This window comes from Streptococcus sp. 151470009-6 (assembly GCF_053628175.1).
Genome location: NZ_JBSEZF010000001.1, coordinates 594,582 through 618,882 on the forward strand (window position 1 = coordinate 594,582; position 24,301 = coordinate 618,882).

Consider the following 24,301-nt stretch of genomic DNA (forward strand, 5'->3'; position numbering starts at 1 on the left):
AAGTCCTATATATAGAAGAAAAGTTTATCTGAATGAACAATTTCTCCTTAAAATTCAAACTCTGCCAACACATCTTGACCACTTGTGACCAGTTTTGCTCCTTCTTGGATCAAGTGGTGGCAACCATCTGAATGGCCATCAAGAATGTTCCCTGGAATAGCAAAGACATCGCGTCCTTCCTCCATCGCGCGTTCACAGGTAATGAGACTCCCAGAGCGCATCCTTGCCTCTGCAACGATCACACCACGGCAAAGGCCAGCAATGATGCGATTACGAGCTGGAAAGTGAAATTTCAAGGGTTCTTCACCTGGACCGTACTCACTTAGCACTAGATGATGATTTCCAATGTAGTCCTGCAAGCGTTTATTAGCACGTGGATAAAAAACATCCAAGCCTGTTCCAATGATAGCAATCGTTCGTCCTCCATTCTGGAGCGCAGCCATATGGGCAGCGGTATCGATTCCTTTTGCTAAGCCACTAACCACGATTAACTCGTTTTCTAAACCTTGGATAATTTTCTGGATCGACTTAGCACCTTGGCTCGAACAAGAACGACTCCCTACAAGAGCAACCTTTGGAAACTTCAGTAAATCCAGATTCCCTTTGTAAAACAAAAGAGCTGGAGGGTCATAAATCTCACTCAGATCCCAAGGATAACAGTCGTCTAGAATCGAGAAGGATGGAAATTTTTGAAACTCCTTCTCCAACTGCACATCTTCTATCTGGAAATAGCGTTCCATAAAGACAGCAGGATTGCGGCAACCAGAGATTTCAGCAATATCTCCTAACAAAAGTTCCTGCTCTACAGTCTCGTCATATTCAAGAACAGTTAAAATCTGTTGATTGGTCAAGCCTGCTTTTCTTAATTTGTAAATCTCATAGTTTGTGATTTTCATATACAACTCCATTTCTTTTGCTACTCATCTATCTATTCGTAAAAATCATAAAAAGAAGACCAAGGATCTTCTTTTTTTCATTTATTCAGCTTTCGTATTTGATAGCTTACGTTTATCAAAAATAGAAAAAACCCTTGAAAAATCTTCAAGAGTTTAGTTTTCTATTTCTATTCTTCGTCCATGCTTAAGACGCTAAGGAAAGCTTCTTGTGGAACTTCTACTGAGCCTATAGCTTTCATACGTTTCTTACCAGCTTTTTGTTTTTCAAGAAGTTTGCGTTTGCGCGAAACGTCACCACCATAACACTTGGCAAGTACGTTTTTACGAAGGGCCTTGATATCCGTACGAGCCACAATCTTGTGTCCAATAGCTGCCTGAATTGGCACCTCAAACTGTTGACGAGGGATGATTTTCTTGAGCTTATCAACGATGAGTTTCCCACGTTCGTAGGCAAAGTCCTTGTGGACGATAAAGCTAAGAGCATCCACCTTATCTCCATTGAGAAGGATATCCATTTTGACCAACTTCGATGGACGGTACTCTGACAATTCGTAGTCAAAGCTTGCATAACCACGCGTCGAAGACTTGAGCTTATCAAAAAAGTCAAAGACAATTTCAGCAAGTGGAATTTGATAGATGACATTAACACGATTGTCATCAATATAATCCATGGTTACAAAGTCCCCACGTTTACGTTGAGCCAATTCCATAACTGCTCCGACAAACTCCTGTGGAACCATGATTTGCGCCTTGACATAAGGTTCTTCAATGGTCGCAATCTTAGTTGGGTCTGGGAATTCTGATGGGTTAGAGACATCCATAGACTCACCGTCAGTTTGGTTAACCTTGTAAATAACAGAAGGAGCTGTCATAATGAGGTCGATGTTAAACTCGCGCTCTAAACGCTCTTGGATAACATCCATATGGAGGAGTCCAAGGAATCCACAACGGAAACCAAATCCAAGGGCCTGAGATGTTTCTGGTTCAAACTGCAAGCTAGCATCGTTGAGCTGCAGTTTCTCAAGTGCTTCACGAAGGTCATTGTACTTGTTTGACTCAATTGGGTAAAGACCCGCAAAGACCATAGGGTTCATCTGCTTGTAACCATCAAGTGGCTCTGTGGCAGGATTGCTTGCTAGGGTCACTGTATCACCGACACGAGTATCTTGAACCGTCTTGATAGAAGCCGCAATATAACCAACGTCACCTGTGGCTAGGAAATCACGTCCTACTGCTTTCGGAGTGAAAATTCCGACCTCCGTCACATCAAAGGTCTTTCCATTGCTCATGAGCTGAATCTTATCGCCAGGTTTAACAACTCCGTCCATGACACGAACTTGGAGGATAACCCCACGATAAGCATCATAAACTGAGTCGAAAATCAAGGCTTTGAGTGGAGCTGAAACATCACCAGTTGGTGCGGGAACTTTCTCTACGATTTGCTCGAGAATTTCTTCAATACCAATACCAGCTTTGGCAGAAGCTAAAACTGCTTCGCTGGCATCTAGTCCGATGACATCCTCAATCTCTGTACGAACTCGCTCAGGATCGGCCGCTGGTAGGTCAATCTTGTTAATAACAGGAAGAATTTCCAAATCATTATCCAAGGCTAGATAAACATTGGCAAGGGTCTGCGCCTCAATCCCTTGGGCTGCATCGACCACCAAAATCGCCCCTTCACAGGCAGCTAGAGAACGCGACACTTCATAGGTAAAGTCCACATGTCCAGGCGTGTCAATCAAGTGGAAGATATAGGTCTCCCCATCTTTAGCAGTATAATTGAGCTCGATGGCATTAAGTTTGATGGTAATCCCACGTTCACGCTCAAGATCCATACTATCCAGAAGCTGGGCTTGCATTTCACGACTAGAAACCGTCTCCGTCTTTTCCAAAATGCGGTCTGCCAGCGTTGACTTCCCGTGGTCAATATGGGCGATGATAGAAAAGTTCCGAATCTTCTCCTGTCGTTTTTTTAATTCTTCTAAATTCATGATTCTCTTCCTTTCAGGGTATCTATTTATTATAAATTGTTTTTAACATTTTGACAAGACCATACCCTGTAAGGAGTACTAATCTTCGGCGATAAAGCCGTCATTTTCAATAAAATAGTGTTCGGTCATGCCTTGGTCAGTAAAGACAATACCATGAAGGACACCTCCGTAAACGGCTCCTCCATCCATCCCAATCTTGCCATCTTCTGTCACCCAAAGGTCAGCAGTACCTGGTTTCTGATCTAGTAGACCATAGACTGGTGTATGCCCAAAGACAATGGTTTTCCCAGTATGATTGGCCGCTTCGTGGAATGGTTTTCTGAGCCAGACTTTTTTATAATCTGTAGTTTCATGCCAATCATCCAAAGTCAAGTCAACACCCGCATGAACAAAGATATACTTATCTGTCTCAACGACAAAAGGCATTTGACGAATAAATTCGACTAAATCTGCTGCTTCCGTCTCGACGCGTTTAGCGTCTTCAACTGCATCCACAGGTGCATCCAAGGGACGACCTAGGATAGAGTTAATAGTTGTATCACCACCATTTCGACGATAGTGGTCATAGCTTTCTTCAGGATTGTCCAACCAAGTCAGAAACATATACTCGTGGTTTCCTGATAGACAGATAGCCCCTTGATTGTCCACCAAGTCCTTAACCATTTCTAGAACACGGCGACTATCTTCACCTCGGTCAATCAAATCCCCCAGAAAAAGCAACTGAGTTTGACCATCCCAGGTTTTGAGCAGTTCTTCTAGCATACCTGCTTTCCCGTGAACATCTCCAATTACATAATAGTCTATCATTTATTTCTCCCTCGTTTGCAATAATTCTCTCGCTTGGGTAAGAGCTGCTTCTGTTACATTCTCTCCTGCTAACATCTTAGCAACTTCCTCTACTCGCTCTTCTAAAGTCAAGAGACGAACTGTCGAAACAGTTGAGTGCTCATCACTAATCTTTTCAATAAAGAATTGATAATCCGCAATCGCAATCACTTGAGGAAGGTGAGAGATTGCTAAAACCTGAGCATGTTGGCCAATCTTGTGAATCTTCTGAGCAATAGCTTGAGCAACACGACCTGAAACTCCCGTATCCACCTCATCAAAGACAATACTGGTCTTACCTTCCTTACGAGAAAAGGCAGACTTGATAGCCAACATCAGACGAGACAATTCTCCTCCAGACGCCACCTTGACTAAGGGTTTAAAGTCCTCACCTGGGTTAGTAGAAATGTAAAACTCAACTGCTTCATTTCCTTCACGGCTGAATTTGCCCTTGCTAAAGCGAACTTGAAATTGAGCCTTCTCCATATAAAGATCTTGCAACTCTTGTTTTATCTCTGCTTCTAGCTGCTGGGCCAAGTCATGGCGAGCTGAGGCAAGCTGCCCTGCCAAATCAACAAGATTGACTTCCAATTTTTTAAGCTCTGCTTCCATGTCTTCGGAGGAAAGGTTATTTCCTGTCAAGAGATTGTACTCATCCGTAATTTTAGTAAAGTAAAGCAAGACCTCATCAACAGTCCCACCATACTTACGGGTAATAGTATTCAGAAGGTCTAAGCGATTTTCAACCTGCATGAGGCGATTGCCATCAAAATCCAAGTCCTCAATAATATCTTCCAAACGCTTGCTAATATCTTCTAAAACATAGTAGGTTTCTGATAGAGAACTTGAAATTTCACGGTATTCAGGATCGTATTCTTCAACACTTTCCATGTCATTCATAGCGGAACGAACATTAGCAAGACTTGAGAATTCCTCATTGTCCAACATACTGTAGGCATTGGTTAGCGTATCCGCAATATTTTTATGGTTGAGGAGTTTATCTCGTTCTTGGTTGAGAGCCAAGTCTTCACCAGCCTGTAAATTTGCCGCCTCAATCTCTGCCATTTGAAATTCCAACATCTCAATACGAGCCTTGTGTTCCTGCTGATTTTTCTTGACTTCAAGAACTTGTTTACGCATTTTGCGATAGGCGTCAAAGCTTGTCTGATAGGCTTGTTTCAACTCAAAAAATGCTGCATCACCAAATTCATCCAACATTTGGATATGGAGTTGCGGACGCATTAACTCTTCTTGGTCATGTTGTCCATGAATATCGACAAGATGCTGGCCGATTGCACGCAGGACAGAAAGATTGACCATCTGTCCATTGACGCGACTAACACTTCGCCCATTTTGAAGAATTTCACGACGGATGATAATCTCATCCCCCAATTCCAAGCCTTGCTCCTCAAAAAGTTCTTGTAAAGAATGACTATTCTCAACAGAGAAAAGCCCTTCAATCTCAGCCTTGGGAGCACCATGACGAATGACATCCGTAGCCGCTCTAGCTCCTAGCATCATGTTCATGGCATCGATAATGATTGATTTACCAGCACCTGTTTCACCAGTTAAGACTGTCATCCCTTTTTCAAAATTTAGCGAAATCGCCTCTATAATGGCAAAATTTTTAATCGAAATTTCAAGTAACATATCGACCTACCATTTTTTAACTTGTTCAGATATTTCCTTAGCTGCTTCCTCTGTTTTTGCCACAATCAAGATTGAATTATCATCCGCGATACAGCTAAAAATCTTATCAGAAAATGCTGCAACCAGCTGACCTTTCACAAATACTGTGTTTCCAGGAATAACACTGAGGTTAAGCATGTTACCCATTACTTGAGAACCTTCGATGTTATTCTCAGCCAACTGCAAACTCTTCACAATCGATTTTGGCAATTCATAGATATAAGTGTTGTTTTTCAAAGGAATTTTAACAATACCAAGCTCTTTGATGTCTCTTGACACAGTAGCTTGAGTGGCAGAGATACCTGCTTCCTTTAAGTGCTCAACGATTTCTTCCTGTGTTCCGATTTGGTAATCCGTAACAAATCTTCTAATCTTTTCAAGTCTTTCTTTTTTATTCATCTTTAAATTCTCTATGTGCTCTCTCTACAACTTTTTCTATTTCAGGGGCAACTTGGTTACTTGCTCCATCTTCTTTTTTCAAATACGCTAAAAATTCGATGTTTCCATGTCCACCTTGGATTGGTGAATAGTCTAATCCAAGCACAGAAAAGCCTTGCTCAACCGCCATATCAGTGACTGATTCAAGGACATGTTGGTGAACCTTGGCATCACGAATAATTCCATTTTTCCCGATTTGCTCCCGGCCTGCCTCAAACTGAGGTTTGACAAGTGCTACCACCTGCCCTTGATCTGCCAAAACTCGATGTAGGGCTGGTAAGATCAGACTAAGGGAAATGAAACTCACATCAATACTGGCAAAACTTGGTTCCTTCTCAAAGTCAGTCTTTTCTGCATAGCGGAAATTAAACTGCTCCATGCTGACAACCCGAGGATCTTGGCGCAATTTCCAGGCTAACTGATTAGTCCCAACATCCACCGCGTAAACAAGCTCAGCACCATTTTGCAACATGACATCGGTAAAGCCACCAGTAGAAGCCCCAATATCAATCGTGGTCGCCCCATCCACTGACAAATCAAAGACCTGCAAGGCCTTTTCCAGTTTCAAGCCACCACGGCTGACATACTTGAGTTTTTCACCTTTGAGTTTTAGCTCAGTATCATCTGGGATTTTCTCTCCTGGCTTGTCAAAGCGCTCTCCATTGAGGACAGCAACTACAAGACCAGCCATGACACCCCGCTTGGCTTGTTCTCTCGTTTCAAACAAGCCCTGTTTATAAGCTAGTACATCCACTCTTTCCTTAGCCATTGATTCTCAAACTTTCTACTACTTTCACAATCGGCTCTGTTTCAAAACTAACCTGCTCAGCAATTTCTTCTAATTTCGCATTGGCTTGATCCAGGGTTTGGTTACAAAAGGCAACAGCCTCCTTCAAGCCCAACAAGGCTGGATAGGTTGACTTTTCTGCCTGCAAATCCTTTTGTGGTGTCTTGCCGATTTCCTCAAAACTAGCGGTCACATCTAACACATCATCCCTGACTTGAAAGGCAAGGCCAATCAATTCACCCACAGTTTTCAGTTTTGCTTGTAACTCTGGTGCTAATTCTGCTATGATAGCTGCTGCTTGGAAAGGATAGGCAAGTAACTTACCTGTTTTATTAGCATGAATGGTCTGAAGTTCTTCCAAGGACAAGTGCTGACGTTCACCATCCATGTCCAGAACCTGCCCTGCCACCATGCCCAGACTACCTGACGCAAGGGATAAGTTAGCAATCAAGTCCACCTTGATCTGGCTTGGCAAATCTGCCTGCGCTATCAAGGCAAAGGGATCTAAGAACAAAGCATCTCCTGCTAAAATTGCCATTGCTTCGCCAAATTTTTTATGATTGGTCAAGCATCCCCGACGATAATCGTCGTCATCCATAGCTGGAAGGTCATCGTGAATCAAGCTTCCTGTGTGAATCATTTCCAAGGCCGCTGCCACTTGAGCATGTGCTGGTTGGATAACTACTTGAAGGGATTCCAGAACTTCTAACAAGAGAAAAGGACGAATACGCTTGCCGCCAGCATGAATAGAGTAGAGAACAGACTCTCGTAAACTAGAGGCAAACTGTTGGTCTCCATAAAAATCTTCCAAAGCCGACTCAACAAGAGCTAATTTTCCTTGCTTCTTCATTCAAAATCACTTTCTGTTCCGTCTTCTTGCATGACCTTGACCAAGGTCTTTTCAGCCTTGTCCAAGGTCGCTTGGAGCTCTTTTGACAAGACCATGCCCTTTTGAAAGGCAGCAATCGCATCTTCTAGAGCAATTTCACCATTTTCCAAACTTTGGACAATGGTCTCTAGTTCTGCTAGATTTTCCTCAAATTTCTTTTGTTTTGACATCTTTAACCTCTAATTCTACCTGACCATCTCGCATCAAAAGCGTCACGTGGTCTTTTTTCTTCAACTTCTCAACCGAATCCACAACGGACTCTTCTTTTTTGACAATAGCATAACCACGCGCCACTATTCGACTGGTATCCAACATCAGCAAGGCTTCTGAAAGTCGCTTGACCTCCGCAACCTTGGCATCATAAACCAGCGCCATTTGGCTGCGTAAGAGCTTGTCCAACTGACCTAACCTGTCCTGATAGCGTTGGATTTTGGTAACAGGTGATAATTGGACTAGTTGATGCGTCCTTGCTTGAACTATCTGTTTGCTATCAGAAATCCGTGTTCGCAAACTTTGTTTTAAGCGCAGTTGCAGCTGATCCAACCGTTGCAAATAACCGTCATACAAACGCTCTGGCTGTCTAAAGATAACAGACTGACTGCATTTTTTCAGAGCTTCTTTTTTCCTTGACAGGACATTCTGAACCGCTGTTGCCAATCGTTTTTCTTGATTCTGCAAATGAGTCAAGAGATCCAACTTAGTGACAGGCGTTGCCAGTTCTGCAGCAGCGGTTGGCGTCGCCGCTCTGCGATCCGCTACAAAATCTGCCAAGGTCACATCCGTCTCATGTCCCACACTAGAAATGATTGGCAAGCGAGATTCAAAAATAGCCCGTACCACAATCTCTTCGTTAAAGGCCCAGAGATCCTCGATGGAACCACCACCACGTCCAATAATCAGCAAGTCCAAATCGTCACGTTGATTGGCACGCGCAATATTTCGAGCAATTTCCTCCGCAGCTCCATCTCCTTGCACCTTGGTCGGATAGAGAAGGATATCGACACCAGGAAAACGTCTGCTCACGGTTGTGATAATATCCTGGATGACTGCACCACTGCGACTGGTTACTACACCAATTCTCTTAGCAAACTGGGGCAGAGGCTGCTTGAACCGTTCTTGAAAGAGACCTTCTTCCGTTAGTTTTTTCTTGAGTTGTTCAAACTGAATCGCAAGCGCACCAACTCCATCAGGTTCAGCCTTCTCAATGATGATAGAATAGCTCCCGCTCGGTTCATAAACCTGAACTCGCCCAATCACATTGATTTTCATCCCTTCTTCAAGGTCGAAACCTAATTTCTGATAGATCCCTGACCAGATGGTCGCTTGAATGACTGCGTGGTCATCTTTTAGGGAGAAATATTGGTGAGTAGGTCTTTTACGAAAGTTGGAAACTTGACCAGTTAAATAGACCCGTTCCAAGTAAGGGTCTTTATCGAATTTCATTTTCAGATACTTGGTCAAAGTTGTTACCGATAAATACTTTTCCATCTCCACCTACTATTCATTTTCTTGCTTTTCCATGGGTATTATTATACCAAAAATATGCTTAAAAATCACCTTTTTCCTACCGAAACGAAAGGAAAAATAGAAAAAGGAGGCCAAGCCTCCTCATCTGATTATTTGCTGTTACGAGCTTCTTCCAAAATCTTAGAAATCTTGGTCGTCAAAAGGTCGATAGCAACGGTATTGCTGACTCCCTCAGGAATGACGATATCGGCATAACGCTTAGTCGGCTCGATGAACTGGTGATACATGGGTTTGACAACACCCAGATATTGGTCAATAACGCTATCCAAACTACGACCACGCTCTTCCATATCCCGCTTGATCCGACGAATAATGCGCACATCATCATCTGTATCCACAAAAATCTTGATATCCATCAAATCACGCAGACGCTTGTCCTCCAAGACCAAAATCCCCTCAACGATAAAGACATCTTGAGGTTCTTGACGATAGGTCTTGCTGCTTCGTGTATGCTCTGTATAGTCATAAGTCGGAATGTCCACCGGACGCCCTGCCAACAACTCCTTAATTTGCTCAATCATCAAATCTGTATCAAAGGCAAAAGGATGGTCGTAGTTGGTTTTGACACGCTCTTCAAAGGTCAAATGAGATTGGTCCTTGTAGTATGAATCATGCTCAATCATGGCAATCTTCTCATCAAGAAAATGAGATAAAATGGCTTTTGAAACACTAGTCTTACCACCACCAGAACCACCTGTCACTCCGATAATGATTGGTCTATTTTGCATGCTATCCTCCTTTTTTTTATCCGTCGTCTATTCTATCACATTTTTAGCCAAATTTATAGTCTGATTTTGATAGACTATGGGTAACAATCTAATACTTACACCCCAGTTTGACTAGCATAGAACTTTCCTTGGCTTGTAGAGATTGCCCCGTTTTTCTAGAATGGCTAGCAATTTATCATCTTCAAAGGCAGCTATCTCCTTATCCGACTGATCTAGCTCTATAAAACGACCAAAGCGGACTTCTGTAGCCTGTACTGGAGTTAGAGAAACTTTAACAAGATCCCCTGTTCCAATCTCTAGAGGATGGAGAAAGTCCAGTTGGCCAGCCTCCACTTTTGCAGCAATTTCGTCCAAGGTAAGAGCATCTTCCAGTTCTAAACCGGCTGCACTCGTCCGTGTCAAATGGGACATATGAGCTGCATAGCCCAGCTTCTCTCCCAAGTCAACAGACAAGGTACGGATATAGGTTCCCTTACTGCATTTTACACGAAAAGTAAAGCGTGCAAGATACCCATCATAAAAAATGGGGCTCGTTCTTTCAAAACTATAGATTGTTACCTGACGTTCTGGGCGCTCTACTTCCTGACCAGCACGCGCATACTCATAAAGCTTGCGACCATTAACCTTGACAGCCGAATACATAGGGGGAATCTGAGTAATAGGCCCAGTCAGACTCGCAATCGCTTCATCGACAAGCTTTTCATCCAATGGCGACAAAACAGGTGTCTCTGCGACCACTTCCCCACTGGCATCCTCGGTCGTCGTTGAATAGCCGATAGTAATCTCCCCCTCGTAGACCTTGCCCTCATCCTGCATAAACTCGACCATGCGGGTTGCCTTGCCCACCGCAATAGGCAAAACACCCACCACATCCGGATCCAAGGTCCCACCATGACCGATTTTCTTAGTTCCCAAAATCTTACGCAGTTTAAAAACCGCATCATGCGAGGTCATCCCCGCTTCTTTTCTTAAGTTGATAATACCGTTCATGTGTTGCTTTCTATTCCCCCTTCAGCGCTTCAAACTTTGCTTTCATTGTTGGATTTTTGCGGGTCAATTTTTTAACGGAAACATCTTCTAGCTTGTTGTTTGCAAGGCGGAGTTGGTTTTCGGATGTGGTTAGGAATTTCTTGACCTCTTCCATCCGTTTGATGGCCTTATCGATTTCATCGATTGCTTTACCAAAGTTGGTTGAAGCAGAGTTGTAGTTTTTGGCAAAAGCTACTTTGAAGGCATCCAAGTCTTCTTCAAAATGCGTAATATCAATATTTTGCTCCCGGACTAAGGCCAACTCTTGCTTGTATTTGAGAGAATTAAGAGCCGCATTTCTCAAAAGCCCAATCAACTGGATAAAGAATTGAGGTCGGACGACATACATCTTTTCATACTCATGACTGACATCCACGATACCCGTGTTAAAGTAATCGTTATCTGCTTCTAACATGGTCACTAAAACCGCATACTCGCAGTTCTTTTCCCGACGGTCCTTGTCCAATTCCTTGTAAAAATCTGCATTCTTATGCTTCTTCTCCGTCCCATCCGCTTCGTTTTTCATTTCAAACATGATGGAAATGAATTCTAGACCATTTTCATCAAAATCACGGAAGATAAAGTCCCCCTTAGATCCTCGCGCAGAGACCTTGTTATCCTTCTCAAAGTAGGCATTTGGAAAGGCAAAACTGCGAACCTTATTGAACTCACTCTCCGCATACTGTTCCAGACTTTCCCCGATAGCTTTTGTGGATTGTTGGGCTTTGAAATTCTTGTAAAATTCGACTTGTTCACTAGCAGCCTTGAGCTGGGCTTCGTAATTTTGCTTGACTGAGGCCAGAGACAACTCATTTTCCTTTTCTTGCAAAAGGAGCTGATTTTTAACTTGATCCCGTTCTTTTTCTAGGTCAGAAAGGGTCTTTTGCAGTTGATTTTCATGCTCCAAACGCAAGGTAGCCAGTTGGTTTTCCAAGGCCTGCACTTCCTTGTCCTTAGCTAATAAAGCCTCATGGCTTGTCTGTTCAACTTCTTTCTTGGCCAACTCTTTCTCTGTATCAAAGTTTTGGATTTGACTCTGCAATTGCGCAATTTCTTGGTCTTTTTGAGCTAGTTTAGACTGTTGCTCATTCATAGCCTTCTGCTCAGCTAAGGCCAGCTCCTGCTTCATTCGATCGTGCAATTCCTTATCAAACTCAGCCGTTCTCACTTGGGATAAAAGTTCAGCATACTGACTCTCATTTACTGTAAAGACTTCCCCACAGTTGGGGCATTTGATTTCGTTCATAACTTTCCTCTTTCTAGACTTCTGTAACCATTATATCATGCTTGAGGGAAAATCAAAAACAGTGAGTCGAAACCCACTGTTGATATCTTTTACTTTAAATTTTTTCCAAGGCTAAGCGCAAATCTTCAATCAAATCCTCTACATTTTCAAGACCGATCGACAAGCGGATTTGGTTTGGTGTGACACCTGCCGCTTCTAGATCTTTTTCTGACAACTGACCGTGAGTGGTTGTCGCTGGATGGACCACAAGGGATTTGGCATCTGCTACGTTTGCAAGGTCAGAGAAGATTTCCAAATTATCAATCACCCTGCGAGCTTCTGCTTCTCCACCTTTGACATGGAAGGTAAAGATTGAACCAACACCTTTTGGCAAATATTTCTCAGCCAAGGCATGGTAAGGACTGTCTGCTAGTTTTGGATAGTTTACTTTTTCTACCTTAGGATGGTTAACAAGGAAATCAACAATTTTCTCTGCATTTTGCACATGGCGTTCCACACGAAGAGAGAGAGTTTCAAGCCCTTGGAGCAAGAGAAAGGCATTAAATGGTGACAAGGCAGCACCTGTATCACGAAGCAATTGAACACGAACAGCGATAATAAAGGCTGCTGCCCCAACATCGCGAGTATAGCTCAAGTTATGGTAGCTCGGATCTTCCTCAACAAATTGAGGGAATTTCCCTGACGCTTCCCAATCAAAACGACCACTGTCCACGATGACACCGCCAATAGTCGTACCATGCCCACCAATAAACTTAGTTGCTGAGTGAATGGCAATATCTACACCGTGAGAGAAAACGTTAATCAAATATGGTGTGGCAAAAGTGTTGTCTGAAACGAGAGGAATCTGGTGTTTATGCGCAATCTCAGCCAATTTTTCCAAGTCAGGAATGTTAATCAAGGGATTCCCCAAGGTTTCAATCAAGACAAGTTTGGTATTGTCACCGATAGCTGCTTCAACTTCCTCCAAATTATCCACATCCACAAAGGTTGTTGTAATCCCATAACGAGGAAGGGTTTCTTTCAAGAGGTTGAAGGTCCCACCGTAAATAGTTGACGCAGCCACCACATGGTCACCTGCGTGAGCAAGCGCCAAAATAGTGTAGGTTACAGCAGCCATACCTGATGCTGTCGCTAGTGCTCCAACACCACCTTCAAGGGCAGCGATTCTTTCCTCAAAGGCTGCTGTTGTGGGATTTGTGATACGAGTATAGATATTGCCTGGTTTTCTCAATGCAAACAGATCTGCACCTTCCTGCGTGTCATCAAAAACGAAGGATGTTGTTTGATAAATCGGTACTGCACGAGACTTGGTCGCTGGATCAACTACTTGTCCAGCATGTAATTGTAGGGTTTCAAATTTAAAATCACGAGTCATAAGACGACCTCCAAATAGCTTCATTAGGTATATTGTATCATCTTGGGTTAGCCTTTTCCAATACAGTTTTTCTATATTTTGATATAAGGAACAACTATGACTAGTCATACACATCAAACAAAAAAGCACGATTAACTCGTGCTCATTTCTTTAATCGACATAAGTATCTTCGTTTTTATTGAGGAAGGCGTATGGTAAGCCCATCAAGAGACCTCCTCCGATAAAGTTTCCGACAAAGGTTACACCCCAGTGACGAAGAATATTAGGTATGTCAAAGTTAGCAATGGAATCTGCTGCTACACTGAACTTAACAATCGCAAAAGAAGCAAAGTTCGCAGCAATGTGTTCGTTTGTTAAGAATACAAACATGTAAATTGCTGACAAAACAAGCCATAGTTTGGCTCCACCGTCTTTCACCAAAACGAATGAAAGAATGGCAATGTTTACAAAGATATTGGCTAAAATACCCTCAAGCAAGACTAGCTCATTGGAACGACCTAACTTCATCTCTACAACTCCTGAAATGAAGCTATCATGTGTTAGATTTGCATAGGCTGCTGAGTGGGCAAAGCCCCAACCTGCTATAAGAGCACCAATGAGGTTGAAGAAGGTACAGTAAAGTAGAATCTCAGCTGTTTTTCTCCAAGAAATTTTCTTCAAAAAACTGCCCGCGGTTAGGAACATCATGTTTGAAGTGACCAATTCAGCATTCAAGAAAACAATGTAGGCCAATCCCCAAGCAAAAACAAATGGGAAAAGAAAACGTCCACTGCCTGGTGCGATCTTATTAATCAAGTCAGCCCCAACTGCGCCCGCAGCCGTACTAAATGTTAGAAAAGCACCTGCAAACATGGAACGAATCGCATACTTAAACTTACTTTGGCTATAAAGACTTTCTTTCTTCTTGCAAGCAAATTCAATCTTTGAAATAAATTCTGAAGAGACCATAAAAAACTCCTAAACTTTTATTTGTGATAATTATAACATAATTCTTGTTTTCTAGAAAGCGTTTTCTGTAAAATTCTAAAATATTTATCCTAAGCCTTCTTATCCTTTTTCATAAGAACTATTTTGATTCTATTTGTTGACATAAAAAACCAGTGAAATAGCACTTCACTGGTTCATTCATTCTTAATAACGTTGTTTATATGGTTTATTAAAGGCTTTCAAAATATCTTCAGATGTATCCGAATAAGCTTTTGATTCTTTAAAAATACCTTTCACAATAATTCGTTCGGTTTCATTGTAGTCTACACAGGTTACCAAGGTGATTTCTTTCACTCCATCACGGTCTTCGATTTCATCTACTCGGTCAGGTGTGACACGTTTAACTTCAGTAATCTCATAGGTATAAACCTTGTCCTTATCTGTCAGGTAAATTTTCATACCTGCTTTGGCATTGACCAAAGGTGAGAAGAGCATCTGGCTCGCATTTTCAGCAGTAAAGATATGGTGACTGGCTAGAGAATAGTTGCCTTCTCCCATTTTTTGATTGGGTTTCATGGTCCCTGCTCCGTAGAACAAGTTTACATTATCCAACCCTTTGAAAATAGGTAGGTTAATCTCTACTTCAGGAATAGCAATACCACCAATAACTGGAAGCTTTTGGGCATCCCATTGTGAAGCCAATACAGCTTCAGATGAAATAGACTTAACAGAGTCAAAATCAAAATTTCCTTCGGTTTTTAGATTTTCATCTATATTTTCTTTAGTAACCTGATTGACTTGATATTTATTGGTATTCCAGACCAAAAAGAGATCACGAATCTTTGAATTAAAAATCAAGGCTAGGGAAAGAAGAATTAAGAAACCCGCTAAAATATTGATAAATAGATTTCTGCGCTTATTCTTCTTACTCTTTTTATTTTTCGTTCTTCTATGAGACATTATGCTTCACCTTCTGTTTCAATTTCAGTCCCAACTTCTTCTTTTTCTGCCGCAGCAACCGTTGTAAAGGTCACAATCTTAGCATCTTGGTCTAGACGCATCACCTTAACTCCCATAGTTGAGCGTCCTGTTTGTGAAATATTGGCAACGTTTGTTCGAATCATGACCCCTGTATCCGTGATAATCATTAGGTCTTCATCACCTTTAACAGTGAGGAGGCCTGCAAGAGGACCATTCTTCTCAGCAACATTGGCAGTCTTCATTCCTTTACCACCACGGCCTTTAGTAGGGTATTCAGTAGCAAGGGTACGCTTACCATAACCTTTTTCAGTGATGATAAGGACCTCATCCTGGTCAGTAATAACACTTGCGCCAACTACTGTATCTCCTTCACGAAGATTGACTCCTCGGACACCTGTCGCGATACGGCTCATGCCACGAACAGCTGACTGATTAAAGCGAACAGAATAACCAAACTTGGTACCAATGATGATATCGGTATCTTCTTCTGTCAGCAAGACATTGATCAACTCATCCTCATCCTTGAGATTCAAGGCCTTAAGTCCATTTTGACGAATATTTGCAAATTCTTTGACACTGGTTCTCTTCACGACACCGTGACGAGTTGTGAAGAAGAGATAAGCATCATCACTACGCTCAGAATCAACATTGATGATGGTCTGAATGCTTTCGCCTTCGTCCAACTTCAAAAGATTGACAACTGGCAAGCCCTTGGCTGTACGACCATATTCTGGGATTTCATAACCTTTAAGGCGGTAGACACGTCCTTTATTAGTAAAGAAGAGCAGATGATCATGGGTACTGGTTGAAACCAACTCACGCACAAAGTCATCATCCTTAACGCCAGTACCTTGGACTCCACGACCACCACGTTTTTGGGCAGTGAACTCACCTTGGTCCAGACGTTTGATGTAACCCTTGTTTGAAAGGGTAATCAAGACATCCGTCTCCTCAATCAAGTCTTCGTCCTCAAGTGTCAAGACTTCTCCGACCATCAACTCGGTACGACGTTTGTCACCAAACTTGCGTTTAACTTCATCCAATTCCTCTTTGATGATTTGCGCCACACGTTCTGGTTTGGCAAGAATATCTGCCAAATCTGCAATCAAGGCAATCAATTCATCATACTCAGACTGAATCTTATCACGTTCCAATCCTGTCAAACGACGAAGACGCATATCAAGGATTGCCTGACTTTGACGCTCTGAAAGCTTAAACTTGCTCATCAACTCAGCTTGTGCTTCGGCATCTGTTTCACTTGCACGGATAATACGAATCACTTCGTCGATATGATCTAGCGCAATTAGAAGACCTTCTAAGATGTGAGCACGCGCTTCTGCTTTTTCCTTGTCAAAACGTGTACGACGCACAACCACTTCTTTTTGGTGTTCGATATAAGCATCCAAAATTTGACGAAGGGACAAAATCTTTGGTACGCCATTTTGAATTGCCAGCATATTGAAACCAAAGTTGGTTTGCATCTGGGTCATCTTGAAGAGATTGTTGAGGATAACATTTGCAGAGGCATCGCGTTTCACTTCGATCACGAAACGAACCCCTTCGCGGTTGGATTCATCACGTACTGCTGTAATGCCCTCAATCCGTTTTTCCTGAACCAAACGAACAATATGTTCATGGACCTTGGTTTTGTTGACCATGTAAGGAAATTCCGTTACAACAATTCGTTCACGGCCAGTTTTAGTTTCTTCGATTTCAGTACGAGAACGAAGAACAATGGAGCCTTTACCAGTTTCGTAGGCCTTATGAATACCTGATTTCCCCATAACAAGGGCACCCGTTGGAAAGTCTGGACCAGGCAAGACTTCCATCAAGTCCTTAGTAGTCACATCTGGATTGTCCATGACTAGCTTCACGGCATCAATGGTTTCACCTAGGTTGTGAGGAGGAATGTTGGTAGCCATCCCTACGGCAATCCCAGTTGCCCCATTGACCAAAAGGTTTGGAAAACGAGCTGGCAAAACCAAGGGTTCACGTTCATTGGCATCGTAGTTGTCTACAAAATCAACCGTGTTTTTATTGATATCACGAAGCATTTCCAGAGCAATCTTGCTCATACGTGCCTCAGTATAACGCTGTGCGGCAGCACCGTCCCCGTCCATAGAACCAAAGTTTCCATGCCCATCAACGAGCATGTAACGATAGCTCCACCACTGAGCCATACGAACCATAGCCTCATAAATAGACGAGTCTCCGTGAGGGTGGTATTTACCCATGACATCCCCTGTAATACGGGCTGATTTTTTATGGGGTTTATCTGGAGTAACACCTAGTTCATTCATTCCGTATAGAATACGACGGTGAACTGGTTTTAAGCCATCTCGAACATCAGGAAGAGCACGCGCTACGATAACACTCATGGCGTAGTCGATAAAGCTGGTCTTCATCTCCTTTGTCAGATTAACATTCACTAAGTTTTTATCCTGCATTAATAAATGCCTCATTTCACAATTAGTAACTAGATATATTATACCATAAAGTGTAGATCATTTCAGTCTTTGGAAATCACTAAAACGTTTACATCAAGAACAAGAAGGCATTTCCGTGACAAAGCTTTTTAAAAGTGATAGAATGAAAATATCTGGGGAATTCCCTAAAAAAATTGAAGGAGATGTTTAGAAAATGACTTCTACTAAACAACACAAAAAAGTGATCCTTGTCGGTGACGGTGCCGTAGGTTCATCTTATGCTTTCGCGCTTGTTACCCAAGGAATTGCACAAGAGCTTGGAATCATTGAAATTCCTCAATTGTTTGAAAAAGCGGTTGGTGACGCAGAAGACCTTAGCCATGCCCTTGCCTTCACTTCACCTAAAAAAATCTACGCTGCAAAATACGAAGACTGTGCTGACGCTGACCTTGTAGTTATCACTGCTGGTGCTCCTCAAAAGCCAGGTGAAACTCGTCTTGACCTTGTAGGTAAAAACCTTGCAATCAACAAATCAATCGTTGAGCAAGTTGTTGCTTCTGGTTTCGATGGTATCTTCCTTGTAGCAGCTAACCCAGTTGACATTTTGACTTACTCAACTTGGAAATTCTCTGGATTCCCTAAAGAACGCGTTATCGGTTCTGGTACTTCTCTTGACTCAGCTCGTTTCCGTCAAGCACTTGCTGAAACAATCGGTGTTGACGCTCGTTCAGTCCATGCCTACATCATGGGTGAACACGGTGACTCAGAATTCGCTGTTTGGTCTCACGCTAACGTTGCCGGTGTTAAATTGGAACACTGGTTGCAAGCTAACCGTGACTTGAATGAAGCTGACCTTGTTGAACTTTTCATCTCAGTTCGTGATGCTGCCTACTCAATCATCAACAAGAAAGGCGCTACATACTACGGTATCGCAGTTGCCCTTGCTCGTATCACTCGTGCTATCCTTGACGATGAAAATGCGGTGCTTCCACTTTCTGTATTCCAAGAAGGTCAATACGGTGTTGAAAACGTCTTTATCGGTCAACCTGCTATCGTTGGTGCACACGGTATCGTTCGTCCAGTTAACATCCCATTGAACGACGCTGAAACACAAAAAATGCAAGCATCTGCAAAAGAATTGCAAGCAATTATTAATGAAGCATGGAAAAACCCTGAATTCCAAGCAGCTTCTAAAAACTAATGAAAAGAAGGTTCTCATCATGGGAACCTTTTTCTTTTATAATACATACTAAGATCATAGATTTCTAACAAGAAAAAAGCCTATTGACCAAGCTAGAAAGCTTGATACAATAGGCTTTTTAAAGTGTCATTATTTAACAGCGTCTTTAAGAGCTTTACCAGCTTTGAATGCTGGAACTTTAGAAGCTGCGATCTTGATTTCTTTACCAGTTTGTGGGTTGCGACCTTTACGTGCAGCACGCTCACGAACTTCAAAGTTACCAAAACCGATCAATTGAACTTTTTCACCAGCTGCAAGGTATTCAGTTACTGCTGCGAATACAGCGTCAACTGCTGCTGCTGAATCTTTCTTAGTCAATTCTGTAGCTTCTGCTACTTTAGCGATCAAATCTTGTTTGTTTGCCATGTTAATAAATCCTCCAAATAATTTCTAATTAACAAATATAATCATATCCTAAAATTGGCTATAGGTCAAGTCAAAAACACTATTTCTAACGATTTTTCTCTATTTTTTTAGGAATTGTAACGAATTAGAATTGCCCAGGCATTTTCTCCCGTATGTGTTTGAATAATAGAACCTGTTTCCAATACAGAGATTGGTTTTTCTACATAAGTTTGCAACAAGTTCTTCATCTCATTTGCCCATTCATTTGTACCTGCATATGAAATTCCAATCTCAGCCACTGATTGATGTGAGAGCGTCTCAGTCAATTCATCAAGCCATTTTTTGAATGTCTTAGCACCTCGTCCCTTAATGATAGGCTGGAGTTCATGATTCTTCATCTGCATCACAACTCGGATGTTCAAAAGAGAGCTTAATAATCCCGTCACACGTCCAATACGTCCGCCCTTAACTAGATTTTCTAATGTTGAAACACCGATATAGAGTTCCGTATGATTCTTAACGTCTTCTACATGGGCTAGGATGGTTTCTAAATCTTTCCCTTCTTGGGCAAGTTTAGCTGCTTCAACTACTTGAAACTTCATAGCTTGGTCTGTAAAAGAACTATCAATAACCGTCACATCAGCAGTTGAGAGACTCGCTCCTTGACGAGCAGCTTCAACAGTTCCTGACAAGGCATGGGACATGTGAATCGCGAGAATCTGACTACCGTCTTTACCTAGTTCTTCAAAAACCTCAGCAAACACTCCTACTGGAGGCTGACTAGTTTTCGGCAGATTCTTACTTTGTTGCATAAGATGAAGAAACTCCCCTTCTTTCAAATCTGCGTCTGAATAAAGCACACTATCGATCATAACGGATAGCGGCACAACCGTAATATTTAACTCTTTTACTACTTCTGGTTCGATGGTAACAGAAGAATCTGTTACAATTTTTACTTGTGTCATAATTTCAATCTTTCTATTCTTCTCAATAAGATAGGGATTTATCACTTTTATTATATCAAAATTTTGTTAAAAAATCATAAGAGATCCAATTAAAACGCTTGAAAATTTGGTATAATCTATCTATAGAAAAAGCGAGGGAGAATCATGATCCGAAAAGTTCAGCCTATTATCACTATCATACTAGGGGCAGCTATTTATGCCTTTGGTCTTACCTACTTTGTAGTTCCCTATCATCTATTTGAGGGTGGTGCGACAGGTATTACACTCATTACCTTCTACCTCTTTAAAATTCCAGTCTCACTGATGAACCTCTTGATCAATATTCCTTTATTTATCCTAGCCTGGAAAATATTTGGACCTAAAACTCTCTACACCAGTCTCTTAGGAACTATCTCCCTTTCTGTCTGGCTTGCTGTCTTTGAAAAAATTCCTTTACAGTTTGACCTACAAGGGGATCTCATTATCGTTTCGCTAGTTTCTGGTGTTTTACTGGGAGTCGGTTTAGGAGTTATTTTTAATGCTGGTGGGACGACTGGTGGTTCAGATATTGTTGCCCGTATCCTCAATAAATACACCAATATCTCAATTGGTAAATTGCTCTTTGGGATTGACTTTTTTATCCTAATGTTGATTTTAATTATCTTCCAAGATCTTCGTCTCGTTACCTATACTCTCTTGTTTGACTTTATCATCGCTCGTGTTATTGACTTGATTGGTGAAGGGGGCTATGCTGGTAAAGGATTTATGATTATCACTCAGTATCCTGAGCAATTGGCTGATAAAATCAACGAAGAACTAGGACGTGGCGTGACCTATATCTCTGGTCAAGGCTACTACAGTAAGAAAGATTTGAAAATCATTTATTGTATCGTCGGTCGAAATGAAATCGTTAAAATGAAGGATATGATTCACCATATAGACCCTCAAGCCTTTATTACCATCACTGAAGCTCATGAAATCCTTGGGGAAGGATTTACCTACATAAAAGAATAAAACAAAAAGGCTGGGAAATCCCGGCTTTTATTTTTGTTTGGAAAGTGTAGAATGACGATAGCCATAAGTAAAGTAAATCACTAGTCCAACCAACAAAGCAAGTCCAAAGGCAATCCATGTTTCCTTGGTGTATTGAAGCATAAAGGAAAGACAGATAAGAATGGAAAGGATTGGCAAAAGCGGCACTAAAGGAGTTTTGAACTCTCCTTCTTTTGGCATCCCCTTATCTTTTCTGAGCTTGATAATGCCATAGGCAAGTAAGATGAGATAGGCTAGTGTACAGATATTCAGAAAGGCTGCAATGCTTGCCAAGGGGAAAATGCCCGCAGCAATGGCTGAAGCAAACCCTGTTAAAATAGTCGCATTCTTTGGAACTCGGCTGTTTTTGCTTAGTTGTTTGAATCTTTGAGGTAAAAGACCGTCACGTGCTAAGCTGTAAATCATTCGAGACAGGGCGTAGGTCATGGAAATACACACAGTAATCAAGGTTAAAATGGCTACAAGCGAAACATAGTTAGCTGCCCAGCCAATTCCGATACTACGCAATGAGAAGGCTACTGCATCGTCCACATTGAGTTGGCTATAATGAACAACCCCAGTCAATACTAAGGTTACCAAAGCATAGAGAATAGTGACGATTGACAGAGAAAGGACAATTCCTAGAGGAACATTCTTTTGCGGACTTTGAATTTCATCAACTGCCATGGAAATTGACTCAAAACCGAGAAAACCAAAGAACATCAAAGAGGCTCCTGCCATAATCCCAGTACTTCCGCCATAAAGCTGACCAAAGCCAAAGGGGGCAAAATTTGACCAATTTTCAGGTTTGATGTGCCAAATCCCAACTAGGATGAACAGGGCGAGAGCAGAGAATTTCAAGACCACTAGAAGCGAATTAAAGCGCAAGGCTGCCTTGGAATTCAATAAAACTAGTCCTGTTACCAAAGCAAGCACTAAAATAGGTAAAAGGTCGATATAGGTGCCTTGTTCGGGGTTAAAAGTACCATTTAAGGCTTGGGGCATGGAGATACCGTAATTACTGAGTAAGCCCTTAAAGTAAGCTGCCCAGCCAGATGCAACACCCGATATGGCCGTCATGAATTCCATGATGGTCAACCAACCGGCAATCCAGGCTGGAAATTCTCCTAAGATCGCATAGAGATAACTATAAGCACCTCCTGTTGCAGGCACACGAGAGGCAAATTCTGCAAAAAAGAGGGCTGATAAAGAAACGCATAGGGCAGAAATCACAATGAAAACAACTAGAGATGGACCAGCCAATGTAGCAGCTGCTGTTCCTGTAATGGTAAAAATTCCCGTTCCCACCATGGCACCAATCCCTAATAAAATCAAATCCCATAATTTCAAATGGCGACGCATTTCCGTTCGTCCCAGACTAACATCCTTGGTTCTAAAAATATTCACACTTCATCTCCACTAAATGTAATTGTTTTATTTTACCACATAAAAGCATTTTTGTGAATATTTATTAGGTTCTTTTTTGAAAAAAATTCTGAACAGAAAGGATTCCTGTTCAGATTCTGCATATTCTTACCCAACAGACCCTTCCATTTCATAGCTAATCAAGCGGTTAAGCTCAACTGCATATTCCATTGGAAGTTCTTTTGTGAAAGGTTCGACAAATCCCATGACAATCATCTCGGTTGCCTCAGATTCTGACAATCCACGGCTCATGAGGTAATAGAGTTGTTCCTCTGAAATCTTAGATACCTTGGCTTCGTGCTCCAATGCAACTTGCGAGTTGTGGATTTCATTAAATGGAATGGTATCTGACGCTGATAAGTCATCCATGATAATGGTATCACACTCGATGTGAGAAACAGATTTCTTCGAGTTTTTATTAAAGGTTACTTGTCCACGGTAGTCCACCTTTCCTCCACCTTTAGCGATGGATTTTGACACGATAGACGAGCTCGTATGTGGAGCATTGTGGATCATCTTGGCACCAGTGTCTTGGTGTTGCCCAGCATTGGCAAAGGCGATAGAGAGCATAGTACCACGCGCACCTTCTCCATCAAGGTAAACAGATGGATATTTCATAGTTGTTTTGGCACCTAAGTTTCCATCAATCCACTCAACAGTCGCATCTTTCAAGGCTTTTGCACGTTTTGTTACCAAGTTATAAACGTTGTCAGACCAGTTTTGGATGGTTGTATAACGCATGTAAGCTCCGTCCAAAGCAAAGATTTCTACAATAGCAGCATGCAAGCTGTTGCTTGAATATGTTGGTGCTGTACATCCTTCTACGTAGTGGACGCTTGCTCCCTCATCAACGATAATCAAGGTACGTTCAAACTGACCAGTATTTTCGTTGTTGATACGGAAATAGGTTTGTAGGGGAATATCTACCTTAACTCCTTTTGGTACATAGATAAAAGTTCCACCTGACCAAACGGCTGAGTTGAGGGCTGCTAACTTGTTATCTGTCGGCGGTACTAACTTAGCGAAGTATTGTTTAAACAAGTCTGGGTATTCCTTGAGAGCAGAATCTGTATCTGTAAAGATAATTCCTAACTTCTCAAATTCTTCCTTCATGTTATGGTAAACCACTTCTGACTCATATTGGGCAGAAGCTCCAGCTAGATAAGCACGCTCAGCTTCAGGAATCCCGATACGTTCAAAGGTTTCCTTAATCTTTTCAGGTACATCATCCCATGAACGAGCTGGTTTATCAGATGGTTTTTGGTAGTAAATCAAGTCATCAAAATCAATCTCTGACAAGTCTGCTCCCCAAGTTTGCATAGGCATTTTTTTAAAGGTTTCGTAAGATTTCAATCGAAATTCTAACATCCACTCAGGCTCACCCTTAGCAGCTGATAGTTCACGAATGACATCTTCATTCAATCCTTTTCCTGTCGATAGGACAGGCTCTACATCATCATGGAAACCAAATTTATATTCACCAAGATCGATTGGTTTTGGTTCTACTCTTTCTTCAGCCATAATATCCTTTCTTTCATTCTTCATTTCTATTGATTTATAA

At 41.8% G+C, this 24,301-nt stretch carries 22 protein-coding genes; 2 read left to right on the forward strand and 20 right to left on the reverse strand.

Annotation, left to right across the window (positions count from 1 at the left end; genetic code table 11):
• Positions 1-47: 47 nt before the first annotated feature.
• The 16 genes from dprA to gyrA all read right to left on the reverse strand — a co-directional run bounded on the left by dprA (position 48) and on the right by gyrA (position 17,775).
• A complete protein-coding gene (dprA, locus tag ACUW6H_RS03160) occupies positions 48-896 on the reverse strand; it encodes a DNA-processing protein DprA (RefSeq protein WP_454361011.1) in 849 nt (282 codons plus the stop codon).
• Positions 897-1,063: 167 nt separating this feature from the next.
• Complete coding sequence (lepA, locus tag ACUW6H_RS03165; RefSeq protein WP_001047195.1) at positions 1,064-2,887, reverse strand: translation elongation factor 4; 1,824 nt, start codon at positions 2,885-2,887, stop codon at positions 1,064-1,066.
• Positions 2,888-2,965: 78 nt separating this feature from the next.
• On the reverse strand, positions 2,966-3,694 hold the full coding sequence (locus tag ACUW6H_RS03170; RefSeq protein WP_454361014.1) for a metallophosphoesterase family protein: 729 nt from the start codon (positions 3,692-3,694) through the stop codon (positions 2,966-2,968).
• Positions 3,695-5,362 (reverse strand): DNA repair protein RecN, encoded by a 1,668-nt coding sequence (recN, locus tag ACUW6H_RS03175; RefSeq protein WP_454361015.1) that lies wholly within the window; start codon positions 5,360-5,362, stop codon positions 3,695-3,697. It abuts the gene before it with no gap.
• Between the two features lie 6 nt (positions 5,363-5,368).
• Entirely contained in the window at positions 5,369-5,800 is a 432-nt protein-coding gene (locus tag ACUW6H_RS03180; RefSeq protein ID WP_454361017.1) for an arginine repressor, read from the reverse strand.
• Positions 5,793-6,608, reverse strand: a complete 816-nt coding sequence (locus ACUW6H_RS03185; protein ID WP_454361019.1) for a TlyA family RNA methyltransferase — start codon at positions 6,606-6,608, stop codon at positions 5,793-5,795. The genes ACUW6H_RS03180 and ACUW6H_RS03185 overlap by 8 nt, the downstream gene beginning before the upstream one ends.
• Entirely contained in the window at positions 6,601-7,476 is an 876-nt protein-coding gene (locus ACUW6H_RS03190) for a polyprenyl synthetase family protein (RefSeq protein WP_454361022.1), read from the reverse strand. Before ACUW6H_RS03190 ends, ACUW6H_RS03185 begins: the two co-directional genes overlap by 8 nt.
• Positions 7,473-7,685 (reverse strand): exodeoxyribonuclease VII small subunit, encoded by a 213-nt coding sequence (locus tag ACUW6H_RS03195; RefSeq protein ID WP_000043226.1) that lies wholly within the window; start codon positions 7,683-7,685, stop codon positions 7,473-7,475. The genes ACUW6H_RS03190 and ACUW6H_RS03195 overlap by 4 nt, the downstream gene beginning before the upstream one ends.
• Positions 7,663-9,003, reverse strand: coding sequence for an exodeoxyribonuclease VII large subunit (gene xseA / locus ACUW6H_RS03200; protein ID WP_454361026.1), 1,341 nt, complete (start codon positions 9,001-9,003; stop codon positions 7,663-7,665). The genes ACUW6H_RS03195 and xseA overlap by 23 nt, the downstream gene beginning before the upstream one ends.
• Before the next feature lie 128 nt (positions 9,004-9,131).
• The gene (udk, locus tag ACUW6H_RS03205; RefSeq protein WP_454361028.1) at positions 9,132-9,770 is read right to left on the reverse strand and encodes a uridine kinase; all 639 of its coding nucleotides are present in this window, start codon (positions 9,768-9,770) and stop codon (positions 9,132-9,134) included.
• Positions 9,771-9,881: 111 nt separating this feature from the next.
• Positions 9,882-10,760, reverse strand: a complete 879-nt coding sequence (truB, locus tag ACUW6H_RS03210) for a tRNA pseudouridine(55) synthase TruB (protein ID WP_454361030.1) — start codon at positions 10,758-10,760, stop codon at positions 9,882-9,884.
• A 10-nt stretch (positions 10,761-10,770) separates the two neighbouring features.
• Positions 10,771-12,045 (reverse strand): DUF2130 domain-containing protein, encoded by a 1,275-nt coding sequence (locus tag ACUW6H_RS03215; protein WP_454361032.1) that lies wholly within the window; start codon positions 12,043-12,045, stop codon positions 10,771-10,773.
• A 94-nt stretch (positions 12,046-12,139) separates the two neighbouring features.
• Complete coding sequence (locus ACUW6H_RS03220; protein WP_454361280.1) at positions 12,140-13,420, reverse strand: O-acetylhomoserine aminocarboxypropyltransferase/cysteine synthase family protein; 1,281 nt, start codon at positions 13,418-13,420, stop codon at positions 12,140-12,142.
• A gap of 150 nt (positions 13,421-13,570) precedes the next feature.
• Positions 13,571-14,368: a formate/nitrite transporter family protein gene (locus tag ACUW6H_RS03225; RefSeq protein ID WP_049478154.1), complete on the reverse strand. Its 798-nt coding sequence runs from the start codon at positions 14,366-14,368 to the stop codon at positions 13,571-13,573.
• Positions 14,369-14,551: 183 nt separating this feature from the next.
• Positions 14,552-15,307, reverse strand: a complete 756-nt coding sequence (locus ACUW6H_RS03230) for a class A sortase (protein ID WP_454361035.1) — start codon at positions 15,305-15,307, stop codon at positions 14,552-14,554.
• Positions 15,307-17,775 carry a DNA gyrase subunit A gene (gene gyrA / locus ACUW6H_RS03235; RefSeq protein WP_454361282.1) on the reverse strand — a complete coding sequence of 823 codons (2,469 nt, stop codon included), beginning with the start codon at positions 17,773-17,775 and terminating at the stop codon, positions 15,307-15,309. Before gyrA ends, ACUW6H_RS03230 begins: the two co-directional genes overlap by 1 nt.
• Positions 17,776-17,968: 193 nt before the next feature.
• Between gyrA and ACUW6H_RS03240 the strand changes: the two genes are divergently transcribed.
• Complete coding sequence (locus ACUW6H_RS03240; RefSeq protein ID WP_454361037.1) at positions 17,969-18,955, forward strand: L-lactate dehydrogenase; 987 nt, start codon at positions 17,969-17,971, stop codon at positions 18,953-18,955.
• Between the two features lie 129 nt (positions 18,956-19,084).
• Here the strand turns inward: ACUW6H_RS03240 and ACUW6H_RS03245 are convergent, their stop codons facing one another.
• Positions 19,085-19,360: an HU family DNA-binding protein gene (locus tag ACUW6H_RS03245; protein WP_001284636.1), complete on the reverse strand. Its 276-nt coding sequence runs from the start codon at positions 19,358-19,360 to the stop codon at positions 19,085-19,087.
• 107 nt (positions 19,361-19,467) lie between these two features.
• The gene (locus ACUW6H_RS03250; RefSeq protein ID WP_454361040.1) at positions 19,468-20,304 is read right to left on the reverse strand and encodes a DegV family protein; all 837 of its coding nucleotides are present in this window, start codon (positions 20,302-20,304) and stop codon (positions 19,468-19,470) included.
• Positions 20,305-20,448: 144 nt separating this feature from the next.
• On the opposite strand from ACUW6H_RS03250, the gene ACUW6H_RS03255 reads away from it, so the two are divergent.
• A complete protein-coding gene (locus ACUW6H_RS03255) occupies positions 20,449-21,297 on the forward strand; it encodes a YitT family protein (RefSeq protein ID WP_096406913.1) in 849 nt (282 codons plus the stop codon).
• 27 nt (positions 21,298-21,324) lie between these two features.
• Here the strand turns inward: ACUW6H_RS03255 and ACUW6H_RS03260 are convergent, their stop codons facing one another.
• Together ACUW6H_RS03260 and sufB are read right to left on the reverse strand one after the other, a co-directional pair.
• Entirely contained in the window at positions 21,325-22,722 is a 1,398-nt protein-coding gene (locus tag ACUW6H_RS03260; protein WP_454361042.1) for an APC family permease, read from the reverse strand.
• Positions 22,723-22,848: 126 nt separating this feature from the next.
• Positions 22,849-24,261 carry a Fe-S cluster assembly protein SufB gene (sufB, locus tag ACUW6H_RS03265; protein WP_000797046.1) on the reverse strand — a complete coding sequence of 471 codons (1,413 nt, stop codon included), beginning with the start codon at positions 24,259-24,261 and terminating at the stop codon, positions 22,849-22,851.
• Between the last annotated feature and the right edge of the window lie 40 nt (positions 24,262-24,301).

Bases quoted from the DNA above. Each gene is read 5' to 3' on its own strand.
- dprA (WP_454361011.1), bottom strand. From the start codon at position 896: ATGAAAATCACAAACTATGAGATTTACAAATTAAGAAAAGCAGGCTTG.
- lepA (WP_001047195.1), bottom strand. From the start codon at position 2,887: ATGAATTTAGAAGAATTAAAAAAACGACAGGAGAAGATTCGGAACTTT.
- ACUW6H_RS03170 (WP_454361014.1), bottom strand. From the start codon at position 3,694: ATGATAGACTATTATGTAATTGGAGATGTTCACGGGAAAGCAGGTATG.
- recN (WP_454361015.1), bottom strand. From the start codon at position 5,362: ATGTTACTTGAAATTTCGATTAAAAATTTTGCCATTATAGAGGCGATT.
- ACUW6H_RS03180 (WP_454361017.1), bottom strand. From the start codon at position 5,800: ATGAATAAAAAAGAAAGACTTGAAAAGATTAGAAGATTTGTTACGGAT.
- ACUW6H_RS03185 (WP_454361019.1), bottom strand. From the start codon at position 6,608: ATGGCTAAGGAAAGAGTGGATGTACTAGCTTATAAACAGGGCTTGTTT.
- ACUW6H_RS03190 (WP_454361022.1), bottom strand. From the start codon at position 7,476: ATGAAGAAGCAAGGAAAATTAGCTCTTGTTGAGTCGGCTTTGGAAGAT.
- ACUW6H_RS03195 (WP_000043226.1), bottom strand. From the start codon at position 7,685: ATGTCAAAACAAAAGAAATTTGAGGAAAATCTAGCAGAACTAGAGACC.
- xseA (WP_454361026.1), bottom strand. From the start codon at position 9,003: ATGGAAAAGTATTTATCGGTAACAACTTTGACCAAGTATCTGAAAATG.
- udk (WP_454361028.1), bottom strand. From the start codon at position 9,770: ATGCAAAATAGACCAATCATTATCGGAGTGACAGGTGGTTCTGGTGGT.
- truB (WP_454361030.1), bottom strand. From the start codon at position 10,760: ATGAACGGTATTATCAACTTAAGAAAAGAAGCGGGGATGACCTCGCAT.
- ACUW6H_RS03215 (WP_454361032.1), bottom strand. From the start codon at position 12,045: ATGAACGAAATCAAATGCCCCAACTGTGGGGAAGTCTTTACAGTAAAT.
- ACUW6H_RS03220 (WP_454361280.1), bottom strand. From the start codon at position 13,420: ATGACTCGTGATTTTAAATTTGAAACCCTACAATTACATGCTGGACAA.
- ACUW6H_RS03225 (WP_049478154.1), bottom strand. From the start codon at position 14,368: ATGGTCTCTTCAGAATTTATTTCAAAGATTGAATTTGCTTGCAAGAAG.
- ACUW6H_RS03230 (WP_454361035.1), bottom strand. From the start codon at position 15,307: ATGTCTCATAGAAGAACGAAAAATAAAAAGAGTAAGAAGAATAAGCGC.
- gyrA (WP_454361282.1), bottom strand. From the start codon at position 17,775: ATGCAGGATAAAAACTTAGTGAATGTTAATCTGACAAAGGAGATGAAG.
- ACUW6H_RS03240 (WP_454361037.1), top strand. From the start codon at position 17,969: ATGACTTCTACTAAACAACACAAAAAAGTGATCCTTGTCGGTGACGGT.
- ACUW6H_RS03245 (WP_001284636.1), bottom strand. From the start codon at position 19,360: ATGGCAAACAAACAAGATTTGATCGCTAAAGTAGCAGAAGCTACAGAA.
- ACUW6H_RS03250 (WP_454361040.1), bottom strand. From the start codon at position 20,304: ATGACACAAGTAAAAATTGTAACAGATTCTTCTGTTACCATCGAACCA.
- ACUW6H_RS03255 (WP_096406913.1), top strand. From the start codon at position 20,449: ATGATCCGAAAAGTTCAGCCTATTATCACTATCATACTAGGGGCAGCT.
- sufB (WP_000797046.1), bottom strand. From the start codon at position 24,261: ATGGCTGAAGAAAGAGTAGAACCAAAACCAATCGATCTTGGTGAATAT.